Annotated in this window: 22 protein-coding genes; 14 read left to right on the plus strand and 8 right to left on the minus strand. The window is 56.3% G+C overall.

The features are described 5' to 3' along the window. Positions 1-49 precede the first annotated feature (49 nt). The 7 genes from yhdP to csrD form a co-directional block, all read right to left on the minus strand. The gene (gene yhdP, locus V7Q49_RS16040) at positions 50-3,844 is read right to left on the minus strand and encodes an AsmA2 domain-containing protein YhdP (RefSeq protein ID WP_333853497.1); all 3,795 of its coding nucleotides are present in this window, start codon (positions 3,842-3,844) and stop codon (positions 50-52) included. Positions 3,845-3,889: 45 nt separating this feature from the next. Next, the gene (gene rng / locus V7Q49_RS16045; protein ID WP_142487291.1) at positions 3,890-5,359 is read right to left on the minus strand and encodes a ribonuclease G; all 1,470 of its coding nucleotides are present in this window, start codon (positions 5,357-5,359) and stop codon (positions 3,890-3,892) included. Next, a complete protein-coding gene (locus V7Q49_RS16050; protein ID WP_333853500.1) occupies positions 5,349-5,942 on the minus strand; it encodes a Maf family protein in 594 nt (197 codons plus the stop codon). The genes rng and V7Q49_RS16050 overlap by 11 nt, the downstream gene beginning before the upstream one ends. A 9-nt stretch (positions 5,943-5,951) precedes the next feature. Next, entirely contained in the window at positions 5,952-6,440 is a 489-nt protein-coding gene (gene mreD, locus V7Q49_RS16055; RefSeq protein WP_333853502.1) for a rod shape-determining protein MreD, read from the minus strand. Then, on the minus strand, positions 6,440-7,456 hold the full coding sequence (gene mreC / locus V7Q49_RS16060; RefSeq protein WP_333853504.1) for a rod shape-determining protein MreC: 1,017 nt from the start codon (positions 7,454-7,456) through the stop codon (positions 6,440-6,442). Before mreC ends, mreD begins: the two co-directional genes overlap by 1 nt. A 62-nt stretch (positions 7,457-7,518) precedes the next feature. Beyond that, positions 7,519-8,562, minus strand: a complete 1,044-nt coding sequence (mreB, locus tag V7Q49_RS16065) for a rod shape-determining protein MreB (protein WP_000913396.1) — start codon at positions 8,560-8,562, stop codon at positions 7,519-7,521. A 279-nt stretch (positions 8,563-8,841) separates the two neighbouring features. Beyond that, complete coding sequence (gene csrD, locus V7Q49_RS16070) at positions 8,842-10,782, minus strand: RNase E specificity factor CsrD (RefSeq protein ID WP_333853511.1); 1,941 nt, start codon at positions 10,780-10,782, stop codon at positions 8,842-8,844. Positions 10,783-10,966: 184 nt separating this feature from the next. On the opposite strand from csrD, the gene acuI reads away from it, so the two are divergent. From acuI to V7Q49_RS16140, 14 genes are all read left to right on the plus strand, one after another. Continuing rightward, the gene (acuI, locus tag V7Q49_RS16075) at positions 10,967-11,941 is read left to right on the plus strand and encodes an acrylyl-CoA reductase (NADPH) (protein WP_333853512.1); all 975 of its coding nucleotides are present in this window, start codon (positions 10,967-10,969) and stop codon (positions 11,939-11,941) included. 77 nt (positions 11,942-12,018) lie between these two features. Further along, a complete protein-coding gene (gene msrP / locus V7Q49_RS16080) occupies positions 12,019-13,020 on the plus strand; it encodes a protein-methionine-sulfoxide reductase catalytic subunit MsrP (RefSeq protein ID WP_333853513.1) in 1,002 nt (333 codons plus the stop codon). Further along, positions 13,021-13,620: a protein-methionine-sulfoxide reductase heme-binding subunit MsrQ gene (msrQ, locus tag V7Q49_RS16085; protein WP_333853514.1), complete on the plus strand. Its 600-nt coding sequence runs from the start codon at positions 13,021-13,023 to the stop codon at positions 13,618-13,620. Between the two features lie 233 nt (positions 13,621-13,853). Then, positions 13,854-14,306 (plus strand): type II 3-dehydroquinate dehydratase, encoded by a 453-nt coding sequence (gene aroQ / locus V7Q49_RS16090; protein WP_333853515.1) that lies wholly within the window; start codon positions 13,854-13,856, stop codon positions 14,304-14,306. A 22-nt stretch (positions 14,307-14,328) separates the two neighbouring features. Further along, entirely contained in the window at positions 14,329-14,799 is a 471-nt protein-coding gene (gene accB, locus V7Q49_RS16095; protein ID WP_333853516.1) for an acetyl-CoA carboxylase biotin carboxyl carrier protein, read from the plus strand. 10 nt (positions 14,800-14,809) lie between these two features. Continuing rightward, positions 14,810-16,159: an acetyl-CoA carboxylase biotin carboxylase subunit gene (gene accC / locus V7Q49_RS16100; RefSeq protein WP_333853517.1), complete on the plus strand. Its 1,350-nt coding sequence runs from the start codon at positions 14,810-14,812 to the stop codon at positions 16,157-16,159. Positions 16,160-16,267: 108 nt separating this feature from the next. Next, on the plus strand, positions 16,268-16,513 hold the full coding sequence (locus V7Q49_RS16105; RefSeq protein ID WP_333853518.1) for a YhdT family protein: 246 nt from the start codon (positions 16,268-16,270) through the stop codon (positions 16,511-16,513). Continuing rightward, positions 16,503-17,954 (plus strand): sodium/pantothenate symporter, encoded by a 1,452-nt coding sequence (gene panF, locus V7Q49_RS16110; RefSeq protein ID WP_333853519.1) that lies wholly within the window; start codon positions 16,503-16,505, stop codon positions 17,952-17,954. Before V7Q49_RS16105 ends, panF begins: the two co-directional genes overlap by 11 nt. Positions 17,955-17,965: 11 nt before the next feature. Further along, complete coding sequence (prmA, locus tag V7Q49_RS16115) at positions 17,966-18,847, plus strand: 50S ribosomal protein L11 methyltransferase (RefSeq protein WP_333853520.1); 882 nt, start codon at positions 17,966-17,968, stop codon at positions 18,845-18,847. A 132-nt stretch (positions 18,848-18,979) separates the two neighbouring features. Continuing rightward, positions 18,980-19,720 (plus strand): carbonic anhydrase, encoded by a 741-nt coding sequence (locus V7Q49_RS16120; protein ID WP_333853521.1) that lies wholly within the window; start codon positions 18,980-18,982, stop codon positions 19,718-19,720. A gap of 330 nt (positions 19,721-20,050) precedes the next feature. Further along, entirely contained in the window at positions 20,051-21,016 is a 966-nt protein-coding gene (dusB, locus tag V7Q49_RS16125; protein ID WP_231313580.1) for a tRNA dihydrouridine synthase DusB, read from the plus strand. Positions 21,017-21,039: 23 nt separating this feature from the next. Further along, a complete protein-coding gene (gene fis, locus V7Q49_RS16130; RefSeq protein WP_000462905.1) occupies positions 21,040-21,336 on the plus strand; it encodes a DNA-binding transcriptional regulator Fis in 297 nt (98 codons plus the stop codon). A 200-nt stretch (positions 21,337-21,536) separates the two neighbouring features. Next, the gene (locus V7Q49_RS16135; protein ID WP_333853522.1) at positions 21,537-21,701 is read left to right on the plus strand and encodes a DUF2556 family protein; all 165 of its coding nucleotides are present in this window, start codon (positions 21,537-21,539) and stop codon (positions 21,699-21,701) included. Between the two features lie 127 nt (positions 21,702-21,828). Next, complete coding sequence (locus V7Q49_RS16140) at positions 21,829-23,910, plus strand: putative bifunctional diguanylate cyclase/phosphodiesterase (protein ID WP_333853523.1); 2,082 nt, start codon at positions 21,829-21,831, stop codon at positions 23,908-23,910. Positions 23,911-23,924: 14 nt separating this feature from the next. Here V7Q49_RS16140 and envR read toward each other — a convergent pair whose 3' ends face one another. Further along, on the minus strand, positions 23,925-24,572 hold the full coding sequence (gene envR / locus V7Q49_RS16145; protein ID WP_333853524.1) for an acrEF/envCD operon transcriptional regulator: 648 nt from the start codon (positions 24,570-24,572) through the stop codon (positions 23,925-23,927). Between the last annotated feature and the right edge of the window lie 174 nt (positions 24,573-24,746).

The raw sequence follows: 24,746 nt of genomic DNA on the forward strand, positions 1-24,746 counted from the left end.
TCTAAGATCTTATCTATTGAGAGTGAGGCAATTAATTGCCCGCGTCAAATCATTGCTGTGCATCTTTGCGCGGCTGGCGCAGCACTTCATTAATCTGCGGTTTATCGACCGGACCGGTGATGTGATAACGCAGAATAGAGACTTTGCTCCACAGCGGACCCAGCACTTTACTGGCGGCAAACACCGCCGCGCCGACAATCGGGTTAACGGCAAAGGCCGCGGCTACGCCGACGGTGGCGGAAATTTCCGGGGCCACCACCGCTTCCATATCCAGTTCGCGGCGCACCAGATTGACGGAGCCCTTCATGGCGATATCCGCCTCCAGCCCGTCAACCAGGGTATCATCGGTATGCAGGACCCCATCTTTGATCCACGCCGTGCTGCGGATCGAGTCGAAGTAGAATCCTTCATTAAAGGTGTCGCTAAAGTCAAAGCGCAGCTTACGCAGCAGGGCGTCGAAGCTGAGCAGGCGCAGCAGTTGCCCCGCATGGCCGGTGCTCAGATCGGCGATTTCCCCCTTGCCCAGCCGGGTCTTGAGGATGCCGTTCAGCGAGGCTTCATCAGGCTTCCACGGCTGGGCGCGCCAGTGCAGATCGTAGTCGAGGTCAAAGGACGAACCGCGAATCGGGGTGGTGATACCGAAATAGTTCGAGGCCGCATCCAGCTTGTTGCCTTTGATCTGCCCTTTCAGCGAGGTGCGCTGCTCGGTGCCGTTCACCCACTCGCCGTTAGCGGTCAGGCGGCCGAAGCCGGTATCAATCAGCCCGCCCGCCAGGGTAAGGGTGTTGCCCTTAATGGTGAAATCGCCATCGATACGACCGTACTTCTGCCCCCACAGCCAGCACTCAGCACAGCGCAGCTGTAAATCAGGCCAGCCGCTGAAATTAACCCGCGTGGTGCTGGCTAACGGCGAAACAGGGTTGCCTTTCCCGGCGGTCGCGGTCGCCGGGTTGAAATAGAGATAGCGGATCTCTGCCTGCCACGGCGCGGTGTCGCGCATCAGCAGGGTGGCGTTGATCTCCCGCCCCTGCGCCTCGACTTTTGAGCCGTTAAGGGTCGGCTGCGAGACGATGCTCAGGTTATTCCACTGCTGTCCGCCCAGCGTCAGGGCCGGGGTGCGCACCGTGATGTGCTGCGGGAACTGCGCCGACTCATCGACGTTTTGCCCGACGCCGCTCTGGAACAGCGCTAACCACTCGGCACCATCCATCGGCGGCAGGTTGAGTTCGACGCCCGCCTGTTCCGGCAGCGGCGGCAGCGTGCGGCTGTCGCTGGTCCAGATGGCGCGATCCAGCGTCAGCTTGCGGTTCAGCAACCAGCGGCTGTTAAAGTGATTCTTGCTGCCGGCATTGCCCGTCAGGGTAAAGCTATTGAGATCCCCGACGACGTTCAGTTTCACCGGCAGCGGCTCGCCCGCGCTCTTCTCCAGCGGAGACGGCAGGTCGCTGCTGACGTTTTTCAGATCGCCGCTGATATCCACCTTGTAATGGGCATCGCCACGATAAGGCAGCTCAATCGCGACCTTGCCGTTCCACGGGAAGTGGCCTTCCAGCGACTGGCTGATGGTTTTTGGCAGCACATCCATCCGCGAAGGCTGCCAGCTGGCATCCAGATTGATCCCCACCTGATAGGCTTTCGCCCCTTCGGTGGTGGTGAAGTCGATATTCACTGGCTGATTAAACCAGCTGGCGGTCAGCGGCCCGCTTTTCAGATCGCCATTCACAAAGCTGAACTGGCCGCTCAGATTGTTAATCGTGCTGTCCAGCGGCTTGATGAACAGGCTGTTATTTTTGAGCCTGACGTCGCCTTTGGCGGTCGTCATGGTACCGTCCAGCGGGATATCCAGATGTAAGCGAGCATTCACATCGCCATCCAACTGGAGCTGCTGAAGGGTAGCGCCCAGAGAATCATCCAGCGGCGTCTCGTCAAAGTACGGCCCCACGGCTTTTCCCGGCCCGTTGATATCGGCGTCGATCAGCAGCTTCTCTTTCGAATAGTCGGGGATCACCGCGGTGAGATTGCTGGCTTTCACTCCGCCCAGCGCTACGCCGTCGGTCTTCATCCACAACCCGTCGTTGATGAAGTTAAGCTCGATATCGAGATTTTTCAGCGCCGGCCACTCGGGCTGGAAGGCATAGGTAGCGTTACGTAACGGCACCAGAACCTGGAACTGGCCTTCGTTGTGCTTGTAGGGGAACAGGTGCGGGTTGCCGCCATACACCAGGGTGGCGTTATCCGCCTGTCCGCCCTGAATGGCACCGCTCAGGTAGTCCACCAGCGCTTTGCCCATCAGGTTCTCAGGAAAATAGCGCCAGGCCTGCGATCCGTCGTCGGTGCTGATACCCGCCAGGATCCCCAGCCAGGGTTCATCGCCCGCCGGCTGCAGATAGCGGAAATCACCCCGGGCATGCACCGCTTTGGCTTTGACGTCGATGTTTCGGCCGTCGAGCTGGAAACCCTTCTCGTTCTTCTGCCAGTGGAGGGTGGCTGTGCCTTTCTCCACCTCTAGCGGCGCGCGGAAGACGGTTTCGTAAGGCATTTTCGCATCGCGCATGTTAGCCACCAGGCGGCCGTCCTCCACGCTGCCCTGCAGCGTGCCGCTGAAATGCTCGGCGCCCGGCAGGAGTTCCCACTGCTTCCAGGCGAGATCGGTCCAGGCGATGTTGAAGCGGGTTTTGTCGGTCTCCTGTAGCGGAATATCCAGCGCCAGAGCATTAATTGCCCCCACCGGCTGGGTGGCCTGCCAGACCTCGCCCAGCGACGGGGAGAGCTTCGAGGCGATGGTGCGCAGCCCCTCAAGGCCTGACAGCTCCAGATTACTGGCGCGAATGCGCAGCTCGTCGCTGCGTTGATTGTTGGCACCACCGACGTCCTGCCCCGGGATCCAGGCCAGAGCCAGGGCCCCGCGCGGCCACGCCTTGTCATCCATGGTAATGCGGGTATCCGGGATGGCGAACTGCCAGCCCTCTTTTTCGCGGGTGACGTGCGCGGTCAGGTTATCAACCGAAAGCTGATGCTGGCGCGCCTTCCCCGGCCAGCTGGCCCCCCCCTGCTTCAGCCAGAGATCGCCGCTGGCGAACTGGCCGTTAGTGAGGGTCATCCATCCTTCAATGCTGAAGCGCGCGGTTTCCAGCTGCATGTTCTGCTGCACCCACTCACCCAGCCAGGGTTTGACGTCCACGTCATCGGCCTGCATCCACACTTTGCCGTTATTGAGCAGGCCATTGTCGTCGCGCAGATCCATCCGCACCTGCATCACGCCATGCTGGCCGTTCAGGCTGGAGAGGCTGACCTGGCCTTCTGCACGGTGCCGATCTTTGCCATTGAGCCAGGTGAGCTGAGGGATCGCCAGTTCGGCGCGCTGCCCGGAGAGGGTGATAAAGCTGATTTCACTGTCGCGCAGATCGAAATGATCGAACTGGCGCAGGAACAGATCGCTGATGCGGTTGGCTTCGAAGCCTTCGCCCTGATCGCCACTTTTCAGCGGGGTGTTGGTCAGAAACTGCAGCTGATAAAAGGTAAGATCGCGAAACTGCCAGCGCAGGTGCAGCAGGCTTTGCCATACGTCCAGCGCCAGAGTCACACGTTTGATTTTCAGATGGCCGCCGTCTTTCAGCTGCGCATTGATATCGCGCACTTCGAGGGTCGGGCCGAAATTCTGCCAGCTCGCGTTGAGCTGGCTGGCCGCAACGGGCATGCCGGTCGCGGACTCGATCTTCTCCAGCACCTGCGGGCGCCAGGTGTCCAGATGCGGCAATATGAGGCGCAGCCCGCTTACGAGCAGCGCGACAATCACTATCAGCGTTGCCCCTGTAAGCAGTAAAATCCCCGGCAATCGCCTCACGCGTCTCTCCTTGTCAGCCGTTCTTGTCTCGCAGTACCCTGCGGATTACATCATCACCACGTCAAACTGCTCCGGGTTATAGAGCGGCTCTATCTGCACCTTTACCTGTTTGCCGACAAAGATTTCCACTTCTGCCAGCGCGTGGGACTCTTCCCCTTTCAGGGCTTCCGCCACCGAAGGAGAAGCATAGACCAGGAAGCGGTCGGAGTCGTAGGCGTGATGCACGCGAACGATCTCACGCATGATCTCGTAGCAGACTGTTTCCACCGTCTTTACCGTGCCGCGGCCGTGGCAGGTCGGGCACTCGTTGCACAGCACATGCTCCACGCTTTCACGGGTGCGCTTGCGGGTCATTTCAACCAGACCCAGCTGGGAGAAGCCGTTGATGCTGGTTTTCACGCGATCCTTGCTCAGCGCCTGCTCCAGGGAGTGCAGCACGCGGCGGCGGTGGTCTTCGTTACTCATATCGATAAAGTCGATGATGATGATGCCACCCAGATTGCGCAGACGAAGCTGACGCGCAATGGCCTGCGTCGCTTCAATATTGGTATTGAAAATGGTGTCGTCCAGATTGCGGTGACCGACAAACGCCCCGGTGTTGATATCCACGGTGGTCATCGCTTCGGTCTGGTCGATAATCAGGTAGCCGCCGGACTTGAGCTCAACCTTGCGCTCCAGCGCGCGCTGGATTTCGTTCTCAACATCGTAGAGATCGAAGATCGGCTGGCGTCCGGTGTAGTGCTCCAGCAGGCCCGGCATTTCTGGAATGTACTCGGCGGTAAATTCGAGCAGCGCGTCATAGGTCAAACGGGAATCGACGCGGATGCGGTCTAGCTGGGCATCGGCGAAATCGCGCAGGACGCGCTGGGCAAGAGCCAGCTCGCCGTACAGCTGATAGCGGGTCTGGTTGCGTTTTTTACGCTCCATCACTTTGGTCCAGACGCGTTTCAGATAGGCAGCATCCGAGGCCAGATCTTCTTCGCTGATCCCTTCTGCGGCGGTGCGAATAATAAATCCACCCTGCTCATCGCAGTACGCACCGACCACTTTTTTCAGCCGATCGCGTTCGCTTTCGCTCTCAATACGCTGGGAAACGCCAACGTGTGAAGCGCCAGGCATAAAGACCAGATAACGGGAAGGTAAGGTGATGTCGGTGGTCAGGCGCGCGCCTTTGGTGCCGAGCGGATCTTTCACCACCTGCACCATCAGATCCTGGCCCTGACGCACCAGCTCGGAGATATCACGAACGGTAAACTGTTTTTGCTCTTCACCCGCCACGCATTCGGTGTGCGGCATGATATCGGAAGCATGCAGGAACGCCGCTTTATCGAGGCCAATATCTACAAATGCCGCCTGCATACCCGGTAGTACACGACTGACACGACCTTTGTAGATATTGCCTACTATTCCGCGTCGCGCTTCACGTTCAATATGAATTTCCTGAAGAATGCCACCATCAATGTAGGCCACACGGGTTTCCGAGGGCGTTACGTTTACCAACAATTCAGCCGTCATAATTATCCCTTCCCTCACGCAGTGAGTTAAAATTGCTCAGCAACTCATACGTTTCCACCAGCGGTAAGCCGACTACGGCGTGATAGCTGCCATTGATCTTCCTGACAAAACAGCCACCCAACCCTTGAATACCGTATGCACCTGCTTTATCCATAGGTTCACCGCTGGCGATATAACCGGCGATATCCTCTTCTGTGAGTACTCTGAACGTGACATCGGTGACCACCAGGCAATCCAGCACGTGCTGGCGGTCCGCCAGCGCGACCGCGGTCATTACCTGATGCGTATGGCCGGACAATTTGCGCAGCATTCTAAACGCATGCTCATCGTCGTGCGGTTTCTCGAGGACTTCACCGTTAAGGATCACGATGGTATCAGCGCCCAGCACCGGTAAATCACGCGGCACCTGCGCCACGCCTGCCTGCGCTTTCTCCCGTGCCAGACGGGAAACGTACTGTTGTGCGCTTTCACCTTCGGCACGTTTCTCTTCAATGCCGGTGACGATGCGTTCAAAGGAGACGCCCAGCTGTGTGAGCAACTCCTGACGACGCGGAGAACCAGAGGCAAGATATAGAGACGTCATAGAAACCTTTTATTGCACGGCAAATTGCTGGCGAACCTTACGCATCAGCAGGAACAACCATGGCCAGAGCACACCGTTTACTACACTACTCCAGAACACTTCCGGACGGAAAGAGACGTTGATCACTAAAAACTCTGCCCAGAAAACAATGATATCCGCGGCCATGGATAACAACATCACCACCAGCGCCTGTTGCCAGAGCGCCAGATTACGAAAGAGCTGGAATTTCAGAGCGACCAGGTATGCGATGATACTCATGGACAGGGCGCGTACGCCCAGCGTTGAGCCACTAATCAGATCCAGTATGGCACCCATCACAAAACCTGTGCCCACATTTACGCGGTGCGGCAGAGCGAGGATCCAGTAGAGCAGAATAAGCAGCACCCAGTTTGGCCGGAAAACGAGAATGTCGTCCGGCCAGGGCATCACTTGCAGCAACAGCGCGACTAAAAACGAGAGCCAGATAACCCAGCGTCCCTGGCTACGGTAGCTTGCCACTATTGCCCTCCCGAGGAGAGTTGCGGTGGCGGTGGCGCATCAGGCAGCGGCTGGGTTAGCCCGGTTGCCGGCGCAGGGACTGGCGCAGGCGGCCCCATCGAGTTTGGCGCAGGCAGAACCTGCGGCATCATCTGCATCAGACGTTCATTCGCCACGCGGTGCACATCTTCCGGGGTCATCGGGTTAGAACCGTTACGATCGGCACCCCACAACAACAGCAGATAGCGCAGGCGCTGCAGACCCGCCGTTGGGCGTGCCTGAATCACGGTGTAGGCGCGCTGGGTGTCCAGCTTCACGGAGGAGACCACCCCAACCGGATAACCTTCCGGGAAGCGACCGCCCAGACCTGACGTTACCAGCACATCGCCCACGCGAATATCGGTATTCGCCGGCAGATGTTCCAGCTGCAGATCGTCCGTACAGCCGTTACCGGCCGCAATCACGCGGATATCGTTACGCAGCACCTGGATCGGCAGCGCATGGGTGGCATCACAAATCAGCAGCACGCGACTGGTCAGCTTGGCAACCGCAACCACCTGGCCGACGACGCCTTTATCGCTGATGACCGGCTGGCCTTCGTACACGCCATTGACGCTGCCCTTGTCGATCACCACCTGATCGCTGTACGGATCGTTAACGGTGGAGATCACCTGGGTCACCATCTTCTGCTCATCCTGACGCAGCGGAGAGCCCAGCAGCTCACGCAGGCGGGCGTTCTCTTGCTTGTACTGACCCAGCATCAGTATTTCGCTGTTTTTCAGCAGCAGTTCCTGGCGTAACGCGCGATTTTCAAGCTCGAGTTGATCGCGTGAGGACAGGGTTTGCGAGACGCTGTCGAGTAATTCACGGGGACCATTTGATACAAAGTAGAAAGGACTGACGGCGGTATCCATGTACGTTCTGATCTGGCTGAACGTACCGAGGCGGCTATCGGCAATAATGACACCAAGCGCTACCAACACCCCAAGGATCAGGCGAAACTGTAGCGACGGGCCACGGCTAAAAATTGGCTTCATAGGCTATGCGTACTCTCGCGTCAGAGAGAAAGGGTAGCCATCCGCTACCCTTTCACACCTGACTACTCTTCGCTGAACAAGTCGCCGCCGTGCATGTCGATCATTTCCAGCGCCTTGCCGCCACCACGGGCTACGCAAGTCAGTGGATCTTCTGCAACTACGACAGGAATTCCTGTCTCTTCCATCAACAGGCGGTCGAGGTTACGCAGCAGCGCACCACCACCGGTCAGAACCATACCGCGCTCGGAGATATCGGAAGCCAGTTCCGGCGGGCACTGCTCGAGGGCAACCATGACGGCGCTGACGATGCCGGTCAACGGCTCCTGCAGCGCTTCGAGGATTTCGTTGGAGTTCAGGGTAAAGCCACGTGGAACGCCTTCTGCCAGGTTACGGCCGCGCACTTCGATCTCGCGCACTTCGTCACCCGGGTAAGCAGAACCGATTTCGTGCTTAATACGCTCTGCGGTGGCTTCACCGATCAGAGAGCCGTAGTTACGGCGAACGTAATTGATGATGGCTTCGTCGAAGCGGTCACCACCGATACGTACGGAAGAGGAGTAAACCACACCGTTCAGGGAGATAACGGCCACTTCAGTGGTACCGCCACCGATATCCACCACCATGGAGCCGGTCGCTTCGGAAACCGGCAGGCCGGCACCGATCGCCGCAGCCATTGGCTCTTCAATCAGGAAGACTTCACGCGCACCAGCGCCCTGAGCGGATTCACGAATAGCACGACGTTCTACCTGGGTCGCGCCAACCGGCACACACACCAGAACACGTGGGCTTGGACGCATAAAGCTGTTGCTGTGCACCTGTTTGATAAAGTGCTGAAGCATTTTCTCGGTCACGAAGAAGTCAGCGATAACGCCGTCTTTCATCGGACGAATGGCAGCGATATTACCCGGCGTACGACCAAGCATTTGCTTAGCGTCATGGCCAACGGCCGCTACGCTTTTCGGTGAACCAGCACGATCCTGACGAATGGCCACAACTGAAGGCTCATTCAGTACGATGCCTTGTCCTTTTACATAAATGAGGGTATTCGCGGTACCCAGGTCAATGGACAGGTCATTGGAAAACATGCCACGAAATTTTTTCAACATACTAAGGGATAATCCTGAAAGCTGGGGCGGAAAACAAAATCCGCTTACTTTACCAACCACACGCAGCAGCGACAAGGCGCAAAAATCGCCTGCTACGGTGAAAATTTGTGCAGCACGTTTCCTTTGTTACAAATCGTCGCCTGACTCCCTCAGGGCAGAGAAAAAACAGCGTTCCTCACGTTCATTTGTAACCCGTTAAAGGTCGCTCACTGTCATTTTGCTCGTCATACATCACGCTACAGGCGCGATATTCTACGTGAAATCTCACCAAACGGCAGGTTAAACAGAGTATCTTTGCGAATATTTTTTCACATTGCTGTCAAGAGGCTGAGAGGCCGCAAAAAAATCCCCTTGACCCCCTGTAACTCCGCGCTCTGTCAACGTCTGCCATTCGGTTCGTGACCGTACGCCCGTTGCAAATACATGCGTTTGCGTTCCCTTGCAGGCTTCAACCAGGCTCTGTACCAGCAGCTGGTTTTCCGTGCGTTTTTCGATATTCCTTACCAGCCCCGGATGCAGCTTCAACAGCTCTACCTCCAGCGCCTTAATCCAGCTGGTGCTGACCAGCGTCAGACCCGCCTGCGTCACCGCCACACGAGCCCCCAACGCATTGATCAGCCGAACCACCGGCTGTAACCGACTGATGTGTTGACAAACATCCGCCTCTGCAAGTTCAAAAATAATCCGTCTACGCTGCGATTTTTCACATTGCATCAGCACATCGCGCAGCCAGCGCTGGAATCGCGGGCGGATCAGCGACTCTACCGTCACCTGCAGCGCCAGGTGCTCTTCCGGCCAGAAGGATAAGAATGGCATCAATCGCGAAATTTGCTGGCGGTCGTACTCCTCCGACAGGCCAAACTGCAGCACCATCGGCAGATACTCCGCCGACACCACCTCTTCGTTGCCATCGAAGATGCGACACATCAGTTCCCGGTGATGGACCTGGCCGTTGGCCAGCACCGCCGGTTTTTGGTAGATCCGCGGCCCGCCGCGGGTAAGCATCTGTTCAATTAGAGTGCGCCAGCGCACGTTGCCGCGCCCTTTTTCCGGCAGGGAGTCATCATAAACCGCCCAGCCGTTGGCACCCTGCAGCACGGCATTGCGGGTGGCGGCTTCAGCGTGTTCCATCACCTGTTCGGTGGTCTGCCCGCCGCGCCAGGCGCAAATGCCAATATGCACCATGTCATCGCGATCGAGCATTTTGCTTGGCGGCAGCGCATCCACCGACTTTAACAGCAGGCTGGCAATGCTCTCTGACTCTTTCAGGGTGCGATGCGGCAGCAGCACGGCGTAATCACTGCGGTGATAGCGCGCCAGGAGTGCCCCGGGATAGCGCATCATAAAGGTGGAAAGCATATTAATGAGCATAAACAGATGCTCTTCGGCCACCGCCCGCCCCCAGTTGTCTTTCAGCAGGTCGAAGTCCGGCAGGCGGACAATCATCACCACCCCGTGCGATCCCACTTTCTCAGGATCTTCCAGCAGGGTCGCCAGCTGATTATCAAAGAAAAGACGATTGTTAAGGCCGGTTTTGTTGTCCTGGGCGGCATAGGAGCGGATCAGCGTGTCTATCCGGCTGCGCTGGTCGCTGGCAAACTGAATTTCGGACAGCAGCACGTCCAGCGCGCTGCTGGTACGTGACGGCCATTCATAGACGGACCCGCGCACCTGGGCCCCGCGTTCCCCGTTGAGGATCCGCACCGAGCGCGACTCCAGCAGCTCCTGCCCGGAGAGCTGCCGACGCAGCCAGCGTACCGCCAGGAAGATCAGCACCACCACGAAGATCACCGCCACCGTCAGCGGCGCGGTGGTCATCAGCGAACGAAAATAACTGTTCATGGGGTCCAGATAGGCCAGGCTTATGGTCATACCGGGGTTTTTCAGGGAGGGGACGGTCAGCTCGAGATTCTGCGGGGGCGCGCCGGCCGGTCGATAAACTTTTTGCCCGCTGTGGCTGAAAACGGTTTTTCCGCCCTGCTTAATCTCCACACGGGTGATATCAACCGGCGCCATCAGCTCGTCCAGCTGTCGGGAAAGTTCTGGAAAGGGCGTGCTGACCAGGCGGGAATCAATCACCGATGCCACAGACTGGACGCGGTTCGTAAGCTTTCCCTGGATCGCATTATAGAAACTGAGCGAGCAGCCAATCAGGGTGACGAAGATGGTCAACCCGGTTAGCAAGGCGATAAAAGCTGAGAACTTCGTCGATAATCGCATCCTTGAGATTACTCCGTGAGTTGATGAGGATAGCAAGTGAGCACTAACTCGCAATATGGCATCGGCATACTACCAAATCCGGTGTATCTGGCAATTTATTGCGTTAAATCGGCATCGCAGGTCAATGAGCGAGTATAGTCTTCAAAAATTTTTTTCCAATCACCATGCTGAGTAAGGAATTCGTATGCAGGCTTTGATCTTAGAACAGCAGGAAGGCAAAACTCTTGCATCAGTGCAATCTATTGAAGAGAGCCGCCTGCCTGAAGGGGCCGTGACCGTTGATATCGACTGGTCCAGCCTGAATTACAAAGATGCCCTCGCCATTACGGGCACCGGCAAAATCATCCGTAATTTCCCAATGGTTCCAGGTATCGACTTTGCGGGCCGCGTGCACGCCAGCGAAGATCCGCGTTTCCATGTTGGCCAGCAGGTACTGCTGACCGGCTGGGGCGTGGGCGAAAATCACTGGGGCGGGCTGGCCGCGCAGGCACGTGTCAATGGCGACTGGCTGGTGCCGATGCCGAACGGACTCGATGGCCGCAAAGCGATGATCATCGGCACCGCCGGGTTTACCGCCATGCTGTGCGTGATGGCGCTGGAAGAGGCCGGGGTCACTCCGCAGTCCGGTGAGGTCGTCGTGACGGGTGCCAGCGGCGGCGTCGGCAGCACCGCGGTCGCTCTGCTGCATAAGCTGGGCTACCAGGTGGCGGCGGTTTCTGGCCGTGAAAGCACCCATGACTATCTGCGCGCTCTGGGTGCCAGCCGAATCCTGGGCCGCGACGAGTTCGCTGAGACCCGTCCGCTGGAGAAACAGATCTGGGCCGGTGCCGTCGATACCGTGGGCGATAAAGTGCTGGCGAAAGTGCTGGCGCAGATGAACTACGGCGGTTGCGTGGCGGCGTGTGGCCTGGCGGGCGGCTTTGCCCTGCCAACTACCGTGATGCCGTTTATTCTGCGCAACGTCCGTCTGCAGGGTGTCGATTCCGTGATGGCTCCACCAGCGCGCCGCGCCCAGGCATGGGAACGACTGGTTCGCGATCTGCCTGTCGCCTTCTATGACCAAAGCGCCACCCAGATTAGCCTTGAGCAGGCACCGGAGTATGCCGCGAAGATCGTCAATAACCAGATCCAGGGCCGTACGCTGGTGAAGCTGGGTTAATCTTCAAATTTTCGTGACATATTCGCTTTAACCCTGCTCCTCCGTCATGCTTAGAAAAACGCATGACGGAGGATGCCATGAAAGTGAAACCCCTGACGGAAGCCGATATCACCGCGGAATCCGTTTTTATGCTTAAGCGCCGCCAGATCCTGAAAATGCTGGGGATCGGTGCCGGTGCGCTGACGCTCTCGCCTCTTGCCCAGGCCGACCTGCTGGACTGGTTTAAGGGCAACGATCGTCCGAAAGCGCCCTCCGGGAAGCCCCTGACTTTTACCCAGCCCGCCCAGTGGCAGAACACGCTCGCCAAAACCCCCGAAGAGAAAGTGACAGGCTATAACAACTTCTACGAGTTTGGCCTGGATAAAGCCGATCCAGCGGCCAACGCTGGCAGCCTGAAGACCGATCCCTGGACGCTGAAAATCGACGGCGAAGTCGCGAAGCCCCTGACCCTCGATTACCATGATTTGACCACCCGCTTCCCGCTGGAGGAGCGAATCTACCGCATGCGCTGCGTTGAGGCCTGGTCGATGGTGGTGCCGTGGATTGGTTTTCCACTGCATAAGCTGCTGGCAATGGTGGAGCCCACCAGCGACGCGAAGTATGTCGCCTTCCAGACCCTTTATGACCCGGACAACATGCCCGGACAGAAAGACCGGTTTATCGGTGGTGGGCTTGATTACCCCTATGTTGAGGGCTTGCGTATCGATGAGGCGATGCATCCCCTGACGCTGCTCACCGTGGGCGTCTACGGCAAAGCCCTGCCGCCGCAAAACGGTGCCCCTATCCGTCTCACCGTGCCGTGGAAATATGGCTTTAAGGGCATCAAATCGATCGTCAGCATCAAGCTGACCCGGGAACGTCCGCCGACGACCTGGAACCTTGCGGCCCCGAATGAGTACGGCTTCTATGCCAACGTGAACCCGCACGTGGATCACCCACGCTGGTCTCAGGCCACCGAACGTTTCATTGGCTCGGGCGGCGCGCTGGACGTTAAACGCCAGCCGACGCTGCTGTTCAACGGCTATGCGGACCAGGTGGCGTCGCTCTACCGCGGCCTCGACTTAAAGGAGTTTTTCTAAGTGCGTCTGACGGCAAAACAGATTACCTGGCTGAAGGTCGCCCTGCATCTTGCAGGGCTGCTTCCTTTTATATGGCTGTTCTGGGCCATCAACCACGGCGGCCTGAGCGCCGATCCGGCAAAAGATATTCAGCACTTCACCGGCCGCACCGCGCTGAAATTTTTACTGGCCACTCTGCTGATCTCACCCCTGGCGCGCTACGCGAAACAGCCTTTATTGATCCGCACCCGCCGCCTGCTTGGGCTGTGGTGTTTCGCCTGGGCGACGCTGCATCTCACCAGCTATGCGTTTCTGGAGCTGGGTATTAATAATCTGGCCCTGCTGGGACGCGAGCTGGTTACCCGTCCCTACTTAACCCTGGGGATTATCAGCTGGATAATTTTACTGCCGTTGACCCTCACCTCCACTCAGTACGCCCAGCGAAAACTGGGAAGGCGCTGGCAACTTCTGCATAATTTTGTCTATCTTGTCGCGATCCTCGCCCCCATCCACTACCTTTGGTCGGTGAAAATCCTTTCGCCGCAGCCGATCCTCTACGCCGTGCTGGCAGGGGTGCTTCTGGCATGGCGTTATAAGAAGTTTCGCCAGTGGTGGCGATAACGGGCGAAAACGTGCGTATTCCCGCAGATCGCTTATCCTTCCTGGGTGTTTATCCGAATGCGGTTGATAATCTTCCCTGATAAGACCAGTATTTAGCTGCCAAATGCTACGAAATCGTTATAATGTGCGACTTTGGTTTCCCCGATGGGTTTTTCAGACCCTGAAAGGGTGACAATCGCGTATCGAAGGTATATTTTGTTTTTTACCGGAGAATCGCAGGAGATAGCGGCATAATGGCTGACAAGTTTCACATCTTAGTTTTGAACGGACCGAACCTGAATATGCTCGGCACCCGTGAACCGGAGAAGTACGGCACGCTGACGTTAACCGAGATTGTTAACCGTTTGGGTAGCGAAGCGGCGGCACTCAATGTGGAACTTGACCATTTTCAGTCAAACGCGGAGTACGCACTCATCGACCGCATTCATCAGGCTAAAGACTCCACGGACTATATCCTGATTAATCCGGCCGCGTTTACGCACACCAGTGTTGCTATTCGCGACGCGCTGCTGGCAGTGAGCATCCCATTTATTGAGATTCACCTCAGCAACGTGCATGCGCGGGAGCCGTTCCGCCACCACTCCTACCTGTCGGATATCGCCACTGGCGTCATCTGTGGACTGGGGGCTGACGGTTATTCATTCGCTTTACAGACAGCGGTAAAACGCCTGTCACAATCACACTAAACAAAGAGTACGGAACCCACTCATGGATATTCGTAAGATTAAAAAACTGATCGAGCTGGTTGAAGAATCAGGCATCTCCGAACTGGAAATTTCTGAAGGCGAAGAGTCTGTACGCATCAGCCGTGCCGCGCCAAACGCAGGCTTCCCGGTTATGCAACAAGCGTATGCTGCACCAATGATGCAGCAGCCAGCTCTGTCTAACGCTGTCGCTCAGGCAACGACTCCAGCAATGGAAGCGCCAGCAGCAGCGGAAATCAGTGGCCACATCGTACGTTCCCCAATGGTTGGTACTTTCTACCGCACCCCGAGCCCGGACGCTAAAGCGTTCATCGAAGTGGGCCAGAAAGTTAACGCGGGCGATACCCTGTGCATCGTTGAAGCCATGAAAATGATGAACCAGATCGAAGCTGACAAGTCAGGTACTGTGAAAGCGATTCTGGTCGAAAGTGGTCAGCCGGTTGAATTTGACGAGCCGCTGGTCGTCATCGAGTAACGAGGCGAACATGCTGGATAAAATTGTTATCGCCAACCGCGGCGAGATCGCACTGCGTATTCTTCGTGCCTGTAAAGAGCTGGGCATTAAGACCGTCGCTGTGCACTCAAGCGCGGACCGCGATCTGAAACACGTATTACTGGCGGATGAGACGGTCTGTATCGGCCCGGCTCCGTCCGTTAAAAGCTACCTGAACATCCCGGCTATCATCAGCGCCGCTGAAATCACTGGCGCGGTAGCGATTCACCCGGGTTATGGCTTCCTCTCTGAGAACGCCAACTTTGCTGAACAGGTAGAACGTTCTGGCTTTATCTTCATCGGCCCGAAAGCTGACACCATCCGCCTGATGGGCGACAAAGTGTCTGCAATCACCGCCATGAAAAAAGCCGGTGTGCCAACCGTACCGGGCTCCGACGGTCCTCTGACCGACGACATGGATGCTAACCGTGCTCATGCGAAACGCATTGGCTACCCGGTTATCATCAAAGCGTCCGGCGGCGGCGGCGGTCGCGGTATGCGCGTTGTGCGCAGCGATGCCGAACTGGCTCAGTCCATCTCCATGACCAAAGCGGAAGCGAAAGCCGCTTTCAGCAATGACATGGTGTACATGGAAAAATACCTGGAAAACCCACGCCACATCGAAATTCAGGTGCTGGCAGACGGTCAGGGTAACGCGATCTATCTGGCAGAACGTGACTGCTCCATGCAGCGTCGTCACCAGAAAGTGGTCGAAGAGGCACCCGCACCGGGTATCACCCCGGAACTGCGTCGCTACATCGGCGAGCGTTGCTCTAAAGCCTGTGTCGATATCGGCTATCGCGGGGCGGGTACTTTCGAGTTCCTGTTCGAAAACGGTGAGTTCTACTTCATCGAGATGAACACCCGTATTCAGGTTGAACACCCGGTTACCGAAATGATCACCGGCGTTGACCTGATCAAAGAGCAGCTGCGCATCGCTGCCGGCCAGCCTCTGTCCATCAAGCAGGAAGAAGTTGTGGTGAAAGGCCATGCGGTGGAATGCCGTATCAACGCCGAAGACCCGAACACCTTCCTGCCGAGCCCGGGTAAAATCACGCGTTTCCACGCGCCGGGTGGCTTTGGTGTGCGCTGGGAGTCCCATATCTACGCCGGTTACACCGTACCGCCGTACTATGACTCCATGATCGGCAAGCTGATCTGCTACGGCGAATCCCGTGACGTGGCGATTGCCCGCATGAAGAACGCCCTGCAGGAGCTGATCATCGACGGTATCAAAACCAACGTTGATCTGCAGATGCGTATTATGAGCGATGAGAACTTCCAGCATGGTGGCACCAACATCCACTATCTGGAGAAGAAACTCGGTCTTCATGAAAAATAAGCATTATTAAGCAGCAAAAGGCCGGTTAATCCGGCCTTTATTATTTCTGGGGGTTGCGAAGCCCCATAAGGTACAATCCCCGCTTTCTTTTTCCACAAGGGACAAAAAATGGACAAACGTTTTGTTCAGGCCCACAAAGAAGCGCGCTGGGCGCTGTGGTTAACCCTTCTCTATCTCGCCGCGTGGTTAGTAACTGCTTACATACCTGACTCTGCTATCGGCATCACCGGTTTGCCGCACTGGTTTGAGATGGCCTGCCTGCTGGTCCCGCTGGTGTTTATTCTGCTCTGTTGGGCGATGGTGAAATTCATCTATCGCGATATTCCGCTGGAGGATGACGATAATGCAGCTTGAAGTGATCCTGCCGCTCGTCGCATATCTGTTTGTTGTTTTTGGCCTGTCCGTTTATGCAATGCGTAAAAGAACGACGGGCACCTTCCTGAATGAGTATTTCCTCGGCAGCCGCTCGATGGGTGGTATTGTGCTGGCGATGACCCTGACGGCCACCTATATCAGCGCCAGCTCCTTTATTGGCGGCCCGGGTGCGGCCTATAAATACGGGCTGGGCTGGGTGCTGCTGGCGATGATCCAGCTGCCCGCCGTCTGGCTTTCGCTGGGTATTCTCGGGAAAAAATTTGCGATCCTGGCACGCCGCTATAACGCGGTGACCCTCAACGACATGCTGTTTGCCCGCTATCAGAGCCGCCTGCTGGTCTGGCTGGCCAGCCTGAGCCTGCTGGTGGCCTTTATCGGTGCCATGACTGTGCAGTTTATCGGCGGCGCGCGCCTGCTTGAGACCGCCGCCGGGATCCCTTACGAAACGGGCCTGTTGATTTTTGGTATTAGTATCGCGCTCTACACCGCGTTTGGCGGATTCCGCGCCAGCGTGCTCAACGATACCATGCAGGGCATGGTGATGCTGATTGGCACCATTGTGCTGCTGGTGGGCGTGGTGCATGCGGCAGGTGGGTTAACCCATGCGGTGGAAACGCTGCAAACCATCGATCCGAAGCTGGTATCGCCGCAGGGCGCGGATGACATCCTCTCTCCCACCTTTATGACCTCCTTCTGGGTGCTGGTCTGCTTCGGGGTGATAGGTCTGCCGCATACGGCCGTGCGCTGCATCTCTTATAAAGACAGCAAGGCGGTGCACCGGGGAATCATCATTGGCACCATCGTGGTGGCGATCCTGATGCTCGGCATGCACCTGGCCGGGGCGCTGGGCCGGGCGGTGATCCCGGACTTAACCGTGCCGGATCTGGTGATCCCAACCCTGATGGTAAAAGTGCTGCCTCCGTTTGCGGCCGGGATCTTTCTTGCGGCTCCTATGGCGGCGATCATGTCGACAATTAACGCCCAGCTGCTGCAAAGTTCCGCTACGATCATTAAAGATCTCTACCTGAATATGTATCCTGAGCAGATGAACAATGAGCGACGCCTGAAGCGGATGTCCGCCGTCATCACCCTGGTGCTGGGGGCGTTGCTGCTGCTGGCCGCGTGGAAGCCGCCTGAGATGATCATCTGGCTGAACCTGCTGGCGTTTGGTGGTCTGGAAGCGGTGTTCCTCTGGCCGCTGGTGCTGGGCCTGTACTGGGAACGTGCCAACGCGGCCGGTGCTCTGAGCGCCATGATCGTCGGTGGCGTGCTCTATGCCGTGCTTGCCTCCTTTAAAATTCAGTACCTGGGCTTCCACCCGATTGTGCCCTCGCTGCTGTTAAGTTTGCTGGCGTTTGTGATAGGGAACCGTTTCGGTCAACCCCTGCCACAGGCAGCCGTGATTTCTACTGATAAATAAAGAGTTTTGCCATGCCGTGGATCCAACTAAAACTGAATACGACCGGCGCGAACGCCGAAGAGCTGAGTGATGCGCTGGTAGAGGCCGGTGCGGTCTCTGTTACCTTCCAGGACACGCATGACACCCCGGTGTTTGAACCCCTCCCGGGTGAAACCCGTCTGTGGGGCGATACCGACGTCATTGGCCTGTTTGATGCCGAAACGGATATGGCCGAAGTGGTGGCGATTCTGGAAAATCATCCGCTGCTGGGCGCTGGTTTCGCGCACAAGATTGAGCAGCTGGAAGACAAAGACTGGGAGCGCGAGTGGATGGATAACTTCCACCCGATGCAGTTCGGCAAGCGCCTGTGGATCTGCCCGAGCTGGCGCGACGTGCCGGACGAAAATGCCGTTAATGTGATGCTCGATCCGGGCCTGGCGTTCGGAACCGGCACCCACCCGACAACTTCCCTGTGCCTGCAGTGGCTCGACGGTCTGGATCTGGACGGTAAAACGGTGATCGACTTTGGCTGCGGATCGGGGATCCTCGCGATTGCTGCTCTGAAGCTGGGCGCGGCAAAAGCGATTGGGATCGACATCGATCCGCAAGCGATTCAGGCCAGCCGCGATAACGCGCAGCGCAATGGCGTTTCCGACCGTCTTGAGCTCTACCTGCCGAATGACCAGCCAGCGGTGATGAAAGCCGACGTGGTGGTCGCTAACATTCTCGCCGGTCCGTTGCGCGAGCTGGCACCGTTAATCAGCGTCCTGCCCGTTGAGGGCGGTCTGCTGGGCCTTTCCGGTATTCTTGCCAGCCAGGCGGAAAGCGTATGCGAAGCCTACGCCGATCTCTTCGCACTCGACCCGGTGGTTGAGAAAGAAGAGTGGTGCCGCATTACCGGTCGTAAAAAGTAATCCCTTCCGCGTGGCCGCCTGGCCACGCTTTTTTGCCGCAATTTGTTCATCGGCAAACGCGCTATCTCCGGTAAACTGCCTCTTCCATTTTAAGTAGCTGTTTTTATTTAAATTATTCATAGGAAGAATATTATGCCGACAATTATTCACAAGGCTGTGCTATTGGCACTCAGCCTCGTTTCTGCATCCGCCTGCGCCTCTCACTGGAGTTACGAAGGCGAAGGCTCCCCGGAACACTGGGGCAATCTGGATGAGGCCTGGAAGACCTGCCAGAGCGGCAAGAATCAATCCCCCATTAACATCGATGCCACGCTCAACGCCCATCTCGCGCCGCTTGAAACGCACTATACGGATGGCCCCACCACCCTGGTGAATAACGGCCACACTATTCAGGCAGGCGAAAAAGAGGGCACCCGCGACACTATTCTCCTCGACGGCCAAACCTGGACCCTGCAACAGTTTCACTTCCACGCCCCCAGCGAGAACACCATTCACGGTAAGAAATATGCGATGGAGATGCACCTGGTGCACAGCAATGCCGAGGGAGAGATCGCCGTGGTCGCGGTGATGTTTGATCGGGGCGCAAAAAATCAGGAACTGGAGAAGCTCTGGCGTAAAATGCCCGCTCAGCCGGAGCAGTCAGCAACCCTCCCTACGCATCTGGATCTGAACAAATTGCTGCCTGACGACAAAACTTTCTGGCGCTTTAGCGGCTCGCTGACCACACCGCCCTGTTCAGAAGGCGTGACCTGGATTGTCCTCAAGCACCCGCTGACCCTCTCTGCCGACCAGCTGGAAAAATTTAGCCATACAATGCACCACACTAATAACCGTCCGGTACAGTCGCTACATGGGCGGATTGTGGTGGAATAATGCGCCTCACGGCACTAACGATCATGTTCTAAAATGCGACGCAGATCGCAAAGAACAGGGATAATCTGCTGATAAAAACAGCAGATTATCCCGTCCAAAGGTTTCATTCATTAAGAAAAAACGAGAAGTTTTGGGAAATTGTAAGCGGCGATAAAATCGCCATAATTCATTAACTTTATGATTTGTATCATTTATATTTTTTCGGTCAAACCATTACCCGTGATTCATTGATCTACAACAGGGGATTGTTCAAAGTTTGGCCTTTCATCTCGTGCAAAAAATGCGTAAGATACGCCGCCTTGCAGTCACAGTATGGTCATTTCTTAACTCATGCGCATCGGAAACCACCAGCTCAGAAATCGCCTGATCGCAGCACCTATGGCAGGTATTACAGACCGGCCGTTCAGGACGCTGTGTTATGAGATGGGAGCAGGTTTAACCGTTTCCGAGATGATGTCGTCTAACCCGCAGGTTTGGGAAAGCGATAAATCCCGTCTTCGGATGGTGCACATTGACGAACCAGGCATCCGCACCGTGCAAATCGCCGGGAGCGTGCCTGAAGAGATGGCAGACGCCGCGCGTATTAACGTGGAGAGTGGCGCCCAGATTATTGATATCAATATGGGGTGCCCGGCCAAAAAGGTGAATCGCAAGCTTGCAGGTTCAGCCCTTCTGCAATACCCCGACCAGGTGAAGTCCATCCTGACGGCGGTTGTCAGCGCAGTGGACGTTCCTGTTACGTTGAAGATTCGCACGGGTTGGTCGCCGGATCACCGTAACTGTGTAGAGATTGCCCAACTGGCCGAAGATTGTGGCATTCAGGCCCTGACCATACATGGACGCACCCGCGCCTGTTTGTTCAACGGCGAAGCTGAATACGACAGCATTCGGGCAGTTAAGCAGAAAGTTTCCATTCCGATTATCGCGAATGGCGACATTACTGACCCGCTTAAAGCCAGAGCTGTGCTCGACTATACGGGAGCTGATGCTCTGATGATAGGACGTGCGGCTCAGGGAAGACCCTGGATCTTTCGGGAAATCCAGCATTATCTGGACACTGGGGAGCTGCTTGCCCCGCTGCCGCTGGCAGAGGTTAAGCGCTTGCTTTGTTCGCACGTTCGGGAATTGCATGACTTTTACGGTCAGACAAAAGGGTACCGAATTGCGCGTAAACACGTCTCCTGGTATCTCCAGGAGCACGCTCCAAATGACCAGTTTCGGCGCACATTCAACGCCATAGAGGATGCCAGCGATCAGCTGGAGGCGTTGGAGGCATACTTCGAAAATCTTGCGTAATGAAATAAAGAGCTGACAGAACTATGTTCGAACAACGCGTAAATTCTGACGTACTGACCGTTTCCACCGTTAACTCTCAGGATCAAGTAACTCAAAAGCCCCTGCGTGACTCGGTTAAACAGGCACTGAAGAACTATTTTGCTCAACTGAATGGTCAGGATGTTAACGACCTGTATGAGCTGGTACTGGCTGAAGTTGAACAGCCCCTGTTGGACATGGTGATGCAATACACCCGCGGTAACCAGACCCGTGCTGCCCTGATGATGGGCATCAACCGTGGTACGCTGCGTAAGAAACTGAAAAAGTACGGCATGAACTAATTTCGATTAGCTAAATGCTTGTATAAAAAGGCGCGAACCGGCATGGGGAAGCGCCTTTTTTTATGCTCTGCCTTCCCCCGTTTTGTTCCCCTCATCACGCTGCTAACAGCCGAAACGTAAACATCAGTCTGCCCACTTCTCAGCCGCTATTTTTCGTGTATATTTCCTGCACTCTTTTCCTTTGTCCCCGGAAACTCCGAATGATCCGTAAGTATGGGTGGTTAGTCGTCTTCGCGATTAGCGTTTTCCTTTTCGATGCGCTGATAATGCAGTGGATTGAGTTGATGTCTACGGAAACGGACAAATGCCGCAACATGAATTCAGTGAATCCCCTTAAGCTAATTAACTGCTCGGATCTGGATTAAGCCCCTGCTTTTCCTCAAAAATTGTGCGGGTTTAAAAGCCTTTGAGGCATCTCTGTTGGGTGCTAATGTCTCAGCCCGTCTCACCCGGTATCACGTAATACCTCCCTGCGTTTGAGTTGATGAGATCATGCTGGTTAGCCAATACGACCAACTTCTTGTGGTTATCTCTTTTGTTGTCGCTATTCTTGCCTCCTACACCGCCCTGAATATGGCCGGCCGGGTTGTCGGCAGTACGGGCGTCGCGGCACGTGTCTGGCTGACGGGCGGTGGTATCGCCATGGGCATTGGCATCTGGGCCATGCATTTTATCGGCATGCTGGCGATGGATGTCTCCATGCGGCTGAACTACAACCTGCTGCAGACCGCCCTCTCAATGTTCATCGCCATCGGCGCCTCGCTGTTCGCGCTCTGGCTGGTGAGCCGGGATCATTTGCGCAGGCGTCGCCTGTCTACCGGCGCCGTCATTCTCGGTGCCGGCATTGTCGCGATGCACTACACCGGGATGGCGGCATTACAGGTTGAGCCCGCTATCGTCTGGGATATGCGCTGGGTTGCGCTGTCGGTGGTAATTGCCCTGCTCGCCTCGCTGGCCGCCCTGTGGCTCACGTTTCGTCTGCGTCGCGATGCCGCCCAGGTCGCGCTGATGCGCGCGGGCGCCGCCGTGCTGATGGGCGTTGCCATTGCCGGCATGCACTACACAGGGATGAAGGCAGCCCAGTTTCCGATGCAGGCCCATATGCATCACCAGGGGGTAAACGGCAGCTGGCTGGCGGTGCTGGTGAGCGTCGTTGCACTCTCTATCCTGGGGATTACGCTGCTGGTGTCGATGTTTGACGCCAGGCTGCAGGCCCGCACAGCCCTTCTGGCCTCGTCGCTGGCGGAAGCCAACCGCGAACTGGCGCAGCTGGCGCTGCACGACACGCTGACGCGCCTGCCAAACCGCGTGCTGCTGGAAGACCGTCTCGATCAGGCCATCAACAAAGCCGATCGCGAAGGGAAGCTCTTCGCGCTGCTATTTATGGATCTGGACGGTTTTAAAGCCGTCAACGACGCCTACGGGCATGACACGGGCGATAAGCTGCTGGTTGCCGTTACCGAGCGTCTGGAACAGCCGCTAAAAGGTCAGTACACCCTCGCCCGTATTGGCGGCGACGAGTTTGTTCTGCTGGCCGAGATCGATACCCCGAACGATGCCGCGTCGCTGGCCAGCGCCCTGGTACACGCGATCGACCAGCCCTTCAGCCTTGAGCTGTACGACCTGGTGGTGACCCTCAGCGTGGGGGTGGCTATCTATCCGCACGATGGCAAAAACCAGCGGGAGCTGATGTTTAACGCCGATGCGGCGATGTACCACACCAAGCATATGGGACGTAACGGCTACCACTTCTTCCAGCCTTCGATGAACACCCTGGCGCAGAAACAGCTGCAGCTGATGAACGATCTGTGGATGGCGCTGGATCGTCAGGAGCTGCATCTGGTTTATCAACCAAAGTTCCAGGCCCCGGCTGGCCCCATCGTCGGTTTTGAAGCCCTGCTGCGCTGGCAGCATCCTGCGCAAGGATTATTATCTCCAGAACAGTTTCTGCCGCTGGCGGAAAAGAGTGGGCTGATTATTCCTATCGGCAACTGGGTGATTGATGAGGCCTGCCGCCAGCTTCGCGTCTGGCACCTTGAAGGGCATACCGAGTGGTCGATGGCGGTAAATCTCTCCACGCTGCAGTTTGAACAACCCCAGCTGGTGGAGACGATAATGAGTAGCCTGGCGCGACACCGGATCCCACCCCACACTCTGATCCTGGAAGTGACCGAAACGACGGCCATGAATAATCCGGATGAGAGCGTGCGGGTGCTGACCGAACTGACGCAGGCGGGCGTGAAAGCGTCTATTGATGATTTTGGAACGGGCTACTCCAGCCTGCTGTACCTGAAAAAGCTGCCAGCCTGTGAGCTGAAAATCGATCGGGCATTTGTCAAAGATCTCAACGGCGCGGGTGACGATGCCACTATCGTTTCCGCCATCGTTGCGCTGGCAAAGACCCTCAACCTGAAGGTGGTTGCCGAAGGGGTGGAAACCCAGGAGCAGCAGACGTTTTTGACTGAACTGGGATGCAACACCTTACAAGGTTATCTGCTGGGTAAACCCGTCTCTGCGCAGACCATTAAGGCCCTGAGCCACGATCCACAAGCTATGCTGGCACAGCGAATCTGAACGGGCCGATATCGCTATGAAGCGGCGTCGTAAAATCGGCGCGGCATCGCCGCCGCCGGTAACGTCGAGAGAATGTTATCCACCAGCTCCGGGGCCTGTTGATACAGGTCCAGCCTTTCCGGGTTCATTAACCAGTTTTTTATCAGCCCGCAAAAAAAACCATGAAAAACAATTAACGTCATGTCGATATTGATTTGCGTGGAAATACGACCTGCCGCAACGCATCTCTGTAGAAGTTGACGAACGTTTTCATAGTTAAAGCCGATCCGCTCCCTGATTTCATATTCTGAAATCATGCCCTGTTCGAATTCACATTTGTGATAGAGGATCTGCAATAGCGTACTCTGACGACGATCCCGGGCAATATATTGCAAAGCGGTAACAAACAGTTCACGTAAAATAAATAACGGATCATTTTCTGTCATCTGTGATAACTGACCGCGAATGATCTCGCGCAGCGGGCATTGCTCCTGCCAGATGGCATTAAATATCTCCGCTTTGCTGCTGAAATGCCAGTATATGGCCCCCCGGGTCAGACTGGCGGCGTCAGCAATATCGGTCAGCGTGGTGTTAGCTACACCTCGTTCGGCAAACTGCTCTATCGCTGCCTCAATCAACAACAGGCGTGTCTTCTGCGCCTCAGCCTTCGTTTTGCGCGCCATAGGGAGTCACTCTTTTAACGGATTAATTACATTTATCAAACATCGGTGATAATCGTCAGAGCCTGAATTATCCATCACTGCGAAAAATAATTTTGAACAAAAAACGTCAACACGCTTAATTTATAAATCTCAATGATATTTGAGCGTCATTTTATTCATTAAACACATATGCGT

Source organism: Leclercia sp., from assembly GCF_036780805.1.
Classification (GTDB): Bacteria; Pseudomonadota; Gammaproteobacteria; order Enterobacterales; family Enterobacteriaceae; genus Enterobacter.

Bases quoted from the DNA above. Each gene is read 5' to 3' on its own strand.
- rng (WP_142487291.1), bottom strand. From the start codon at position 5,359: ATGACGGCTGAATTGTTGGTAAACGTAACGCCCTCGGAAACCCGTGTG.
- V7Q49_RS16050 (WP_333853500.1), bottom strand. From the start codon at position 5,942: ATGACGTCTCTATATCTTGCCTCTGGTTCTCCGCGTCGTCAGGAGTTG.
- mreC (WP_333853504.1), bottom strand. From the start codon at position 7,456: ATGAAGCCAATTTTTAGCCGTGGCCCGTCGCTACAGTTTCGCCTGATC.
- mreB (WP_000913396.1), bottom strand. From the start codon at position 8,562: ATGTTGAAAAAATTTCGTGGCATGTTTTCCAATGACCTGTCCATTGAC.
- csrD (WP_333853511.1), bottom strand. From the start codon at position 10,782: ATGCGATTATCGACGAAGTTCTCAGCTTTTATCGCCTTGCTAACCGGG.
- acuI (WP_333853512.1), top strand. From the start codon at position 10,967: ATGCAGGCTTTGATCTTAGAACAGCAGGAAGGCAAAACTCTTGCATCA.
- msrP (WP_333853513.1), top strand. From the start codon at position 12,019: ATGAAAGTGAAACCCCTGACGGAAGCCGATATCACCGCGGAATCCGTT.
- aroQ (WP_333853515.1), top strand. From the start codon at position 13,854: ATGGCTGACAAGTTTCACATCTTAGTTTTGAACGGACCGAACCTGAAT.
- accB (WP_333853516.1), top strand. From the start codon at position 14,329: ATGGATATTCGTAAGATTAAAAAACTGATCGAGCTGGTTGAAGAATCA.
- accC (WP_333853517.1), top strand. From the start codon at position 14,810: ATGCTGGATAAAATTGTTATCGCCAACCGCGGCGAGATCGCACTGCGT.
- V7Q49_RS16105 (WP_333853518.1), top strand. From the start codon at position 16,268: ATGGACAAACGTTTTGTTCAGGCCCACAAAGAAGCGCGCTGGGCGCTG.
- panF (WP_333853519.1), top strand. From the start codon at position 16,503: ATGCAGCTTGAAGTGATCCTGCCGCTCGTCGCATATCTGTTTGTTGTT.
- prmA (WP_333853520.1), top strand. From the start codon at position 17,966: ATGCCGTGGATCCAACTAAAACTGAATACGACCGGCGCGAACGCCGAA.
- V7Q49_RS16120 (WP_333853521.1), top strand. From the start codon at position 18,980: ATGCCGACAATTATTCACAAGGCTGTGCTATTGGCACTCAGCCTCGTT.
- dusB (WP_231313580.1), top strand. From the start codon at position 20,051: ATGCGCATCGGAAACCACCAGCTCAGAAATCGCCTGATCGCAGCACCT.
- fis (WP_000462905.1), top strand. From the start codon at position 21,040: ATGTTCGAACAACGCGTAAATTCTGACGTACTGACCGTTTCCACCGTT.
- V7Q49_RS16135 (WP_333853522.1), top strand. From the start codon at position 21,537: ATGATCCGTAAGTATGGGTGGTTAGTCGTCTTCGCGATTAGCGTTTTC.
- V7Q49_RS16140 (WP_333853523.1), top strand. From the start codon at position 21,829: ATGCTGGTTAGCCAATACGACCAACTTCTTGTGGTTATCTCTTTTGTT.
- envR (WP_333853524.1), bottom strand. From the start codon at position 24,572: ATGGCGCGCAAAACGAAGGCTGAGGCGCAGAAGACACGCCTGTTGTTG.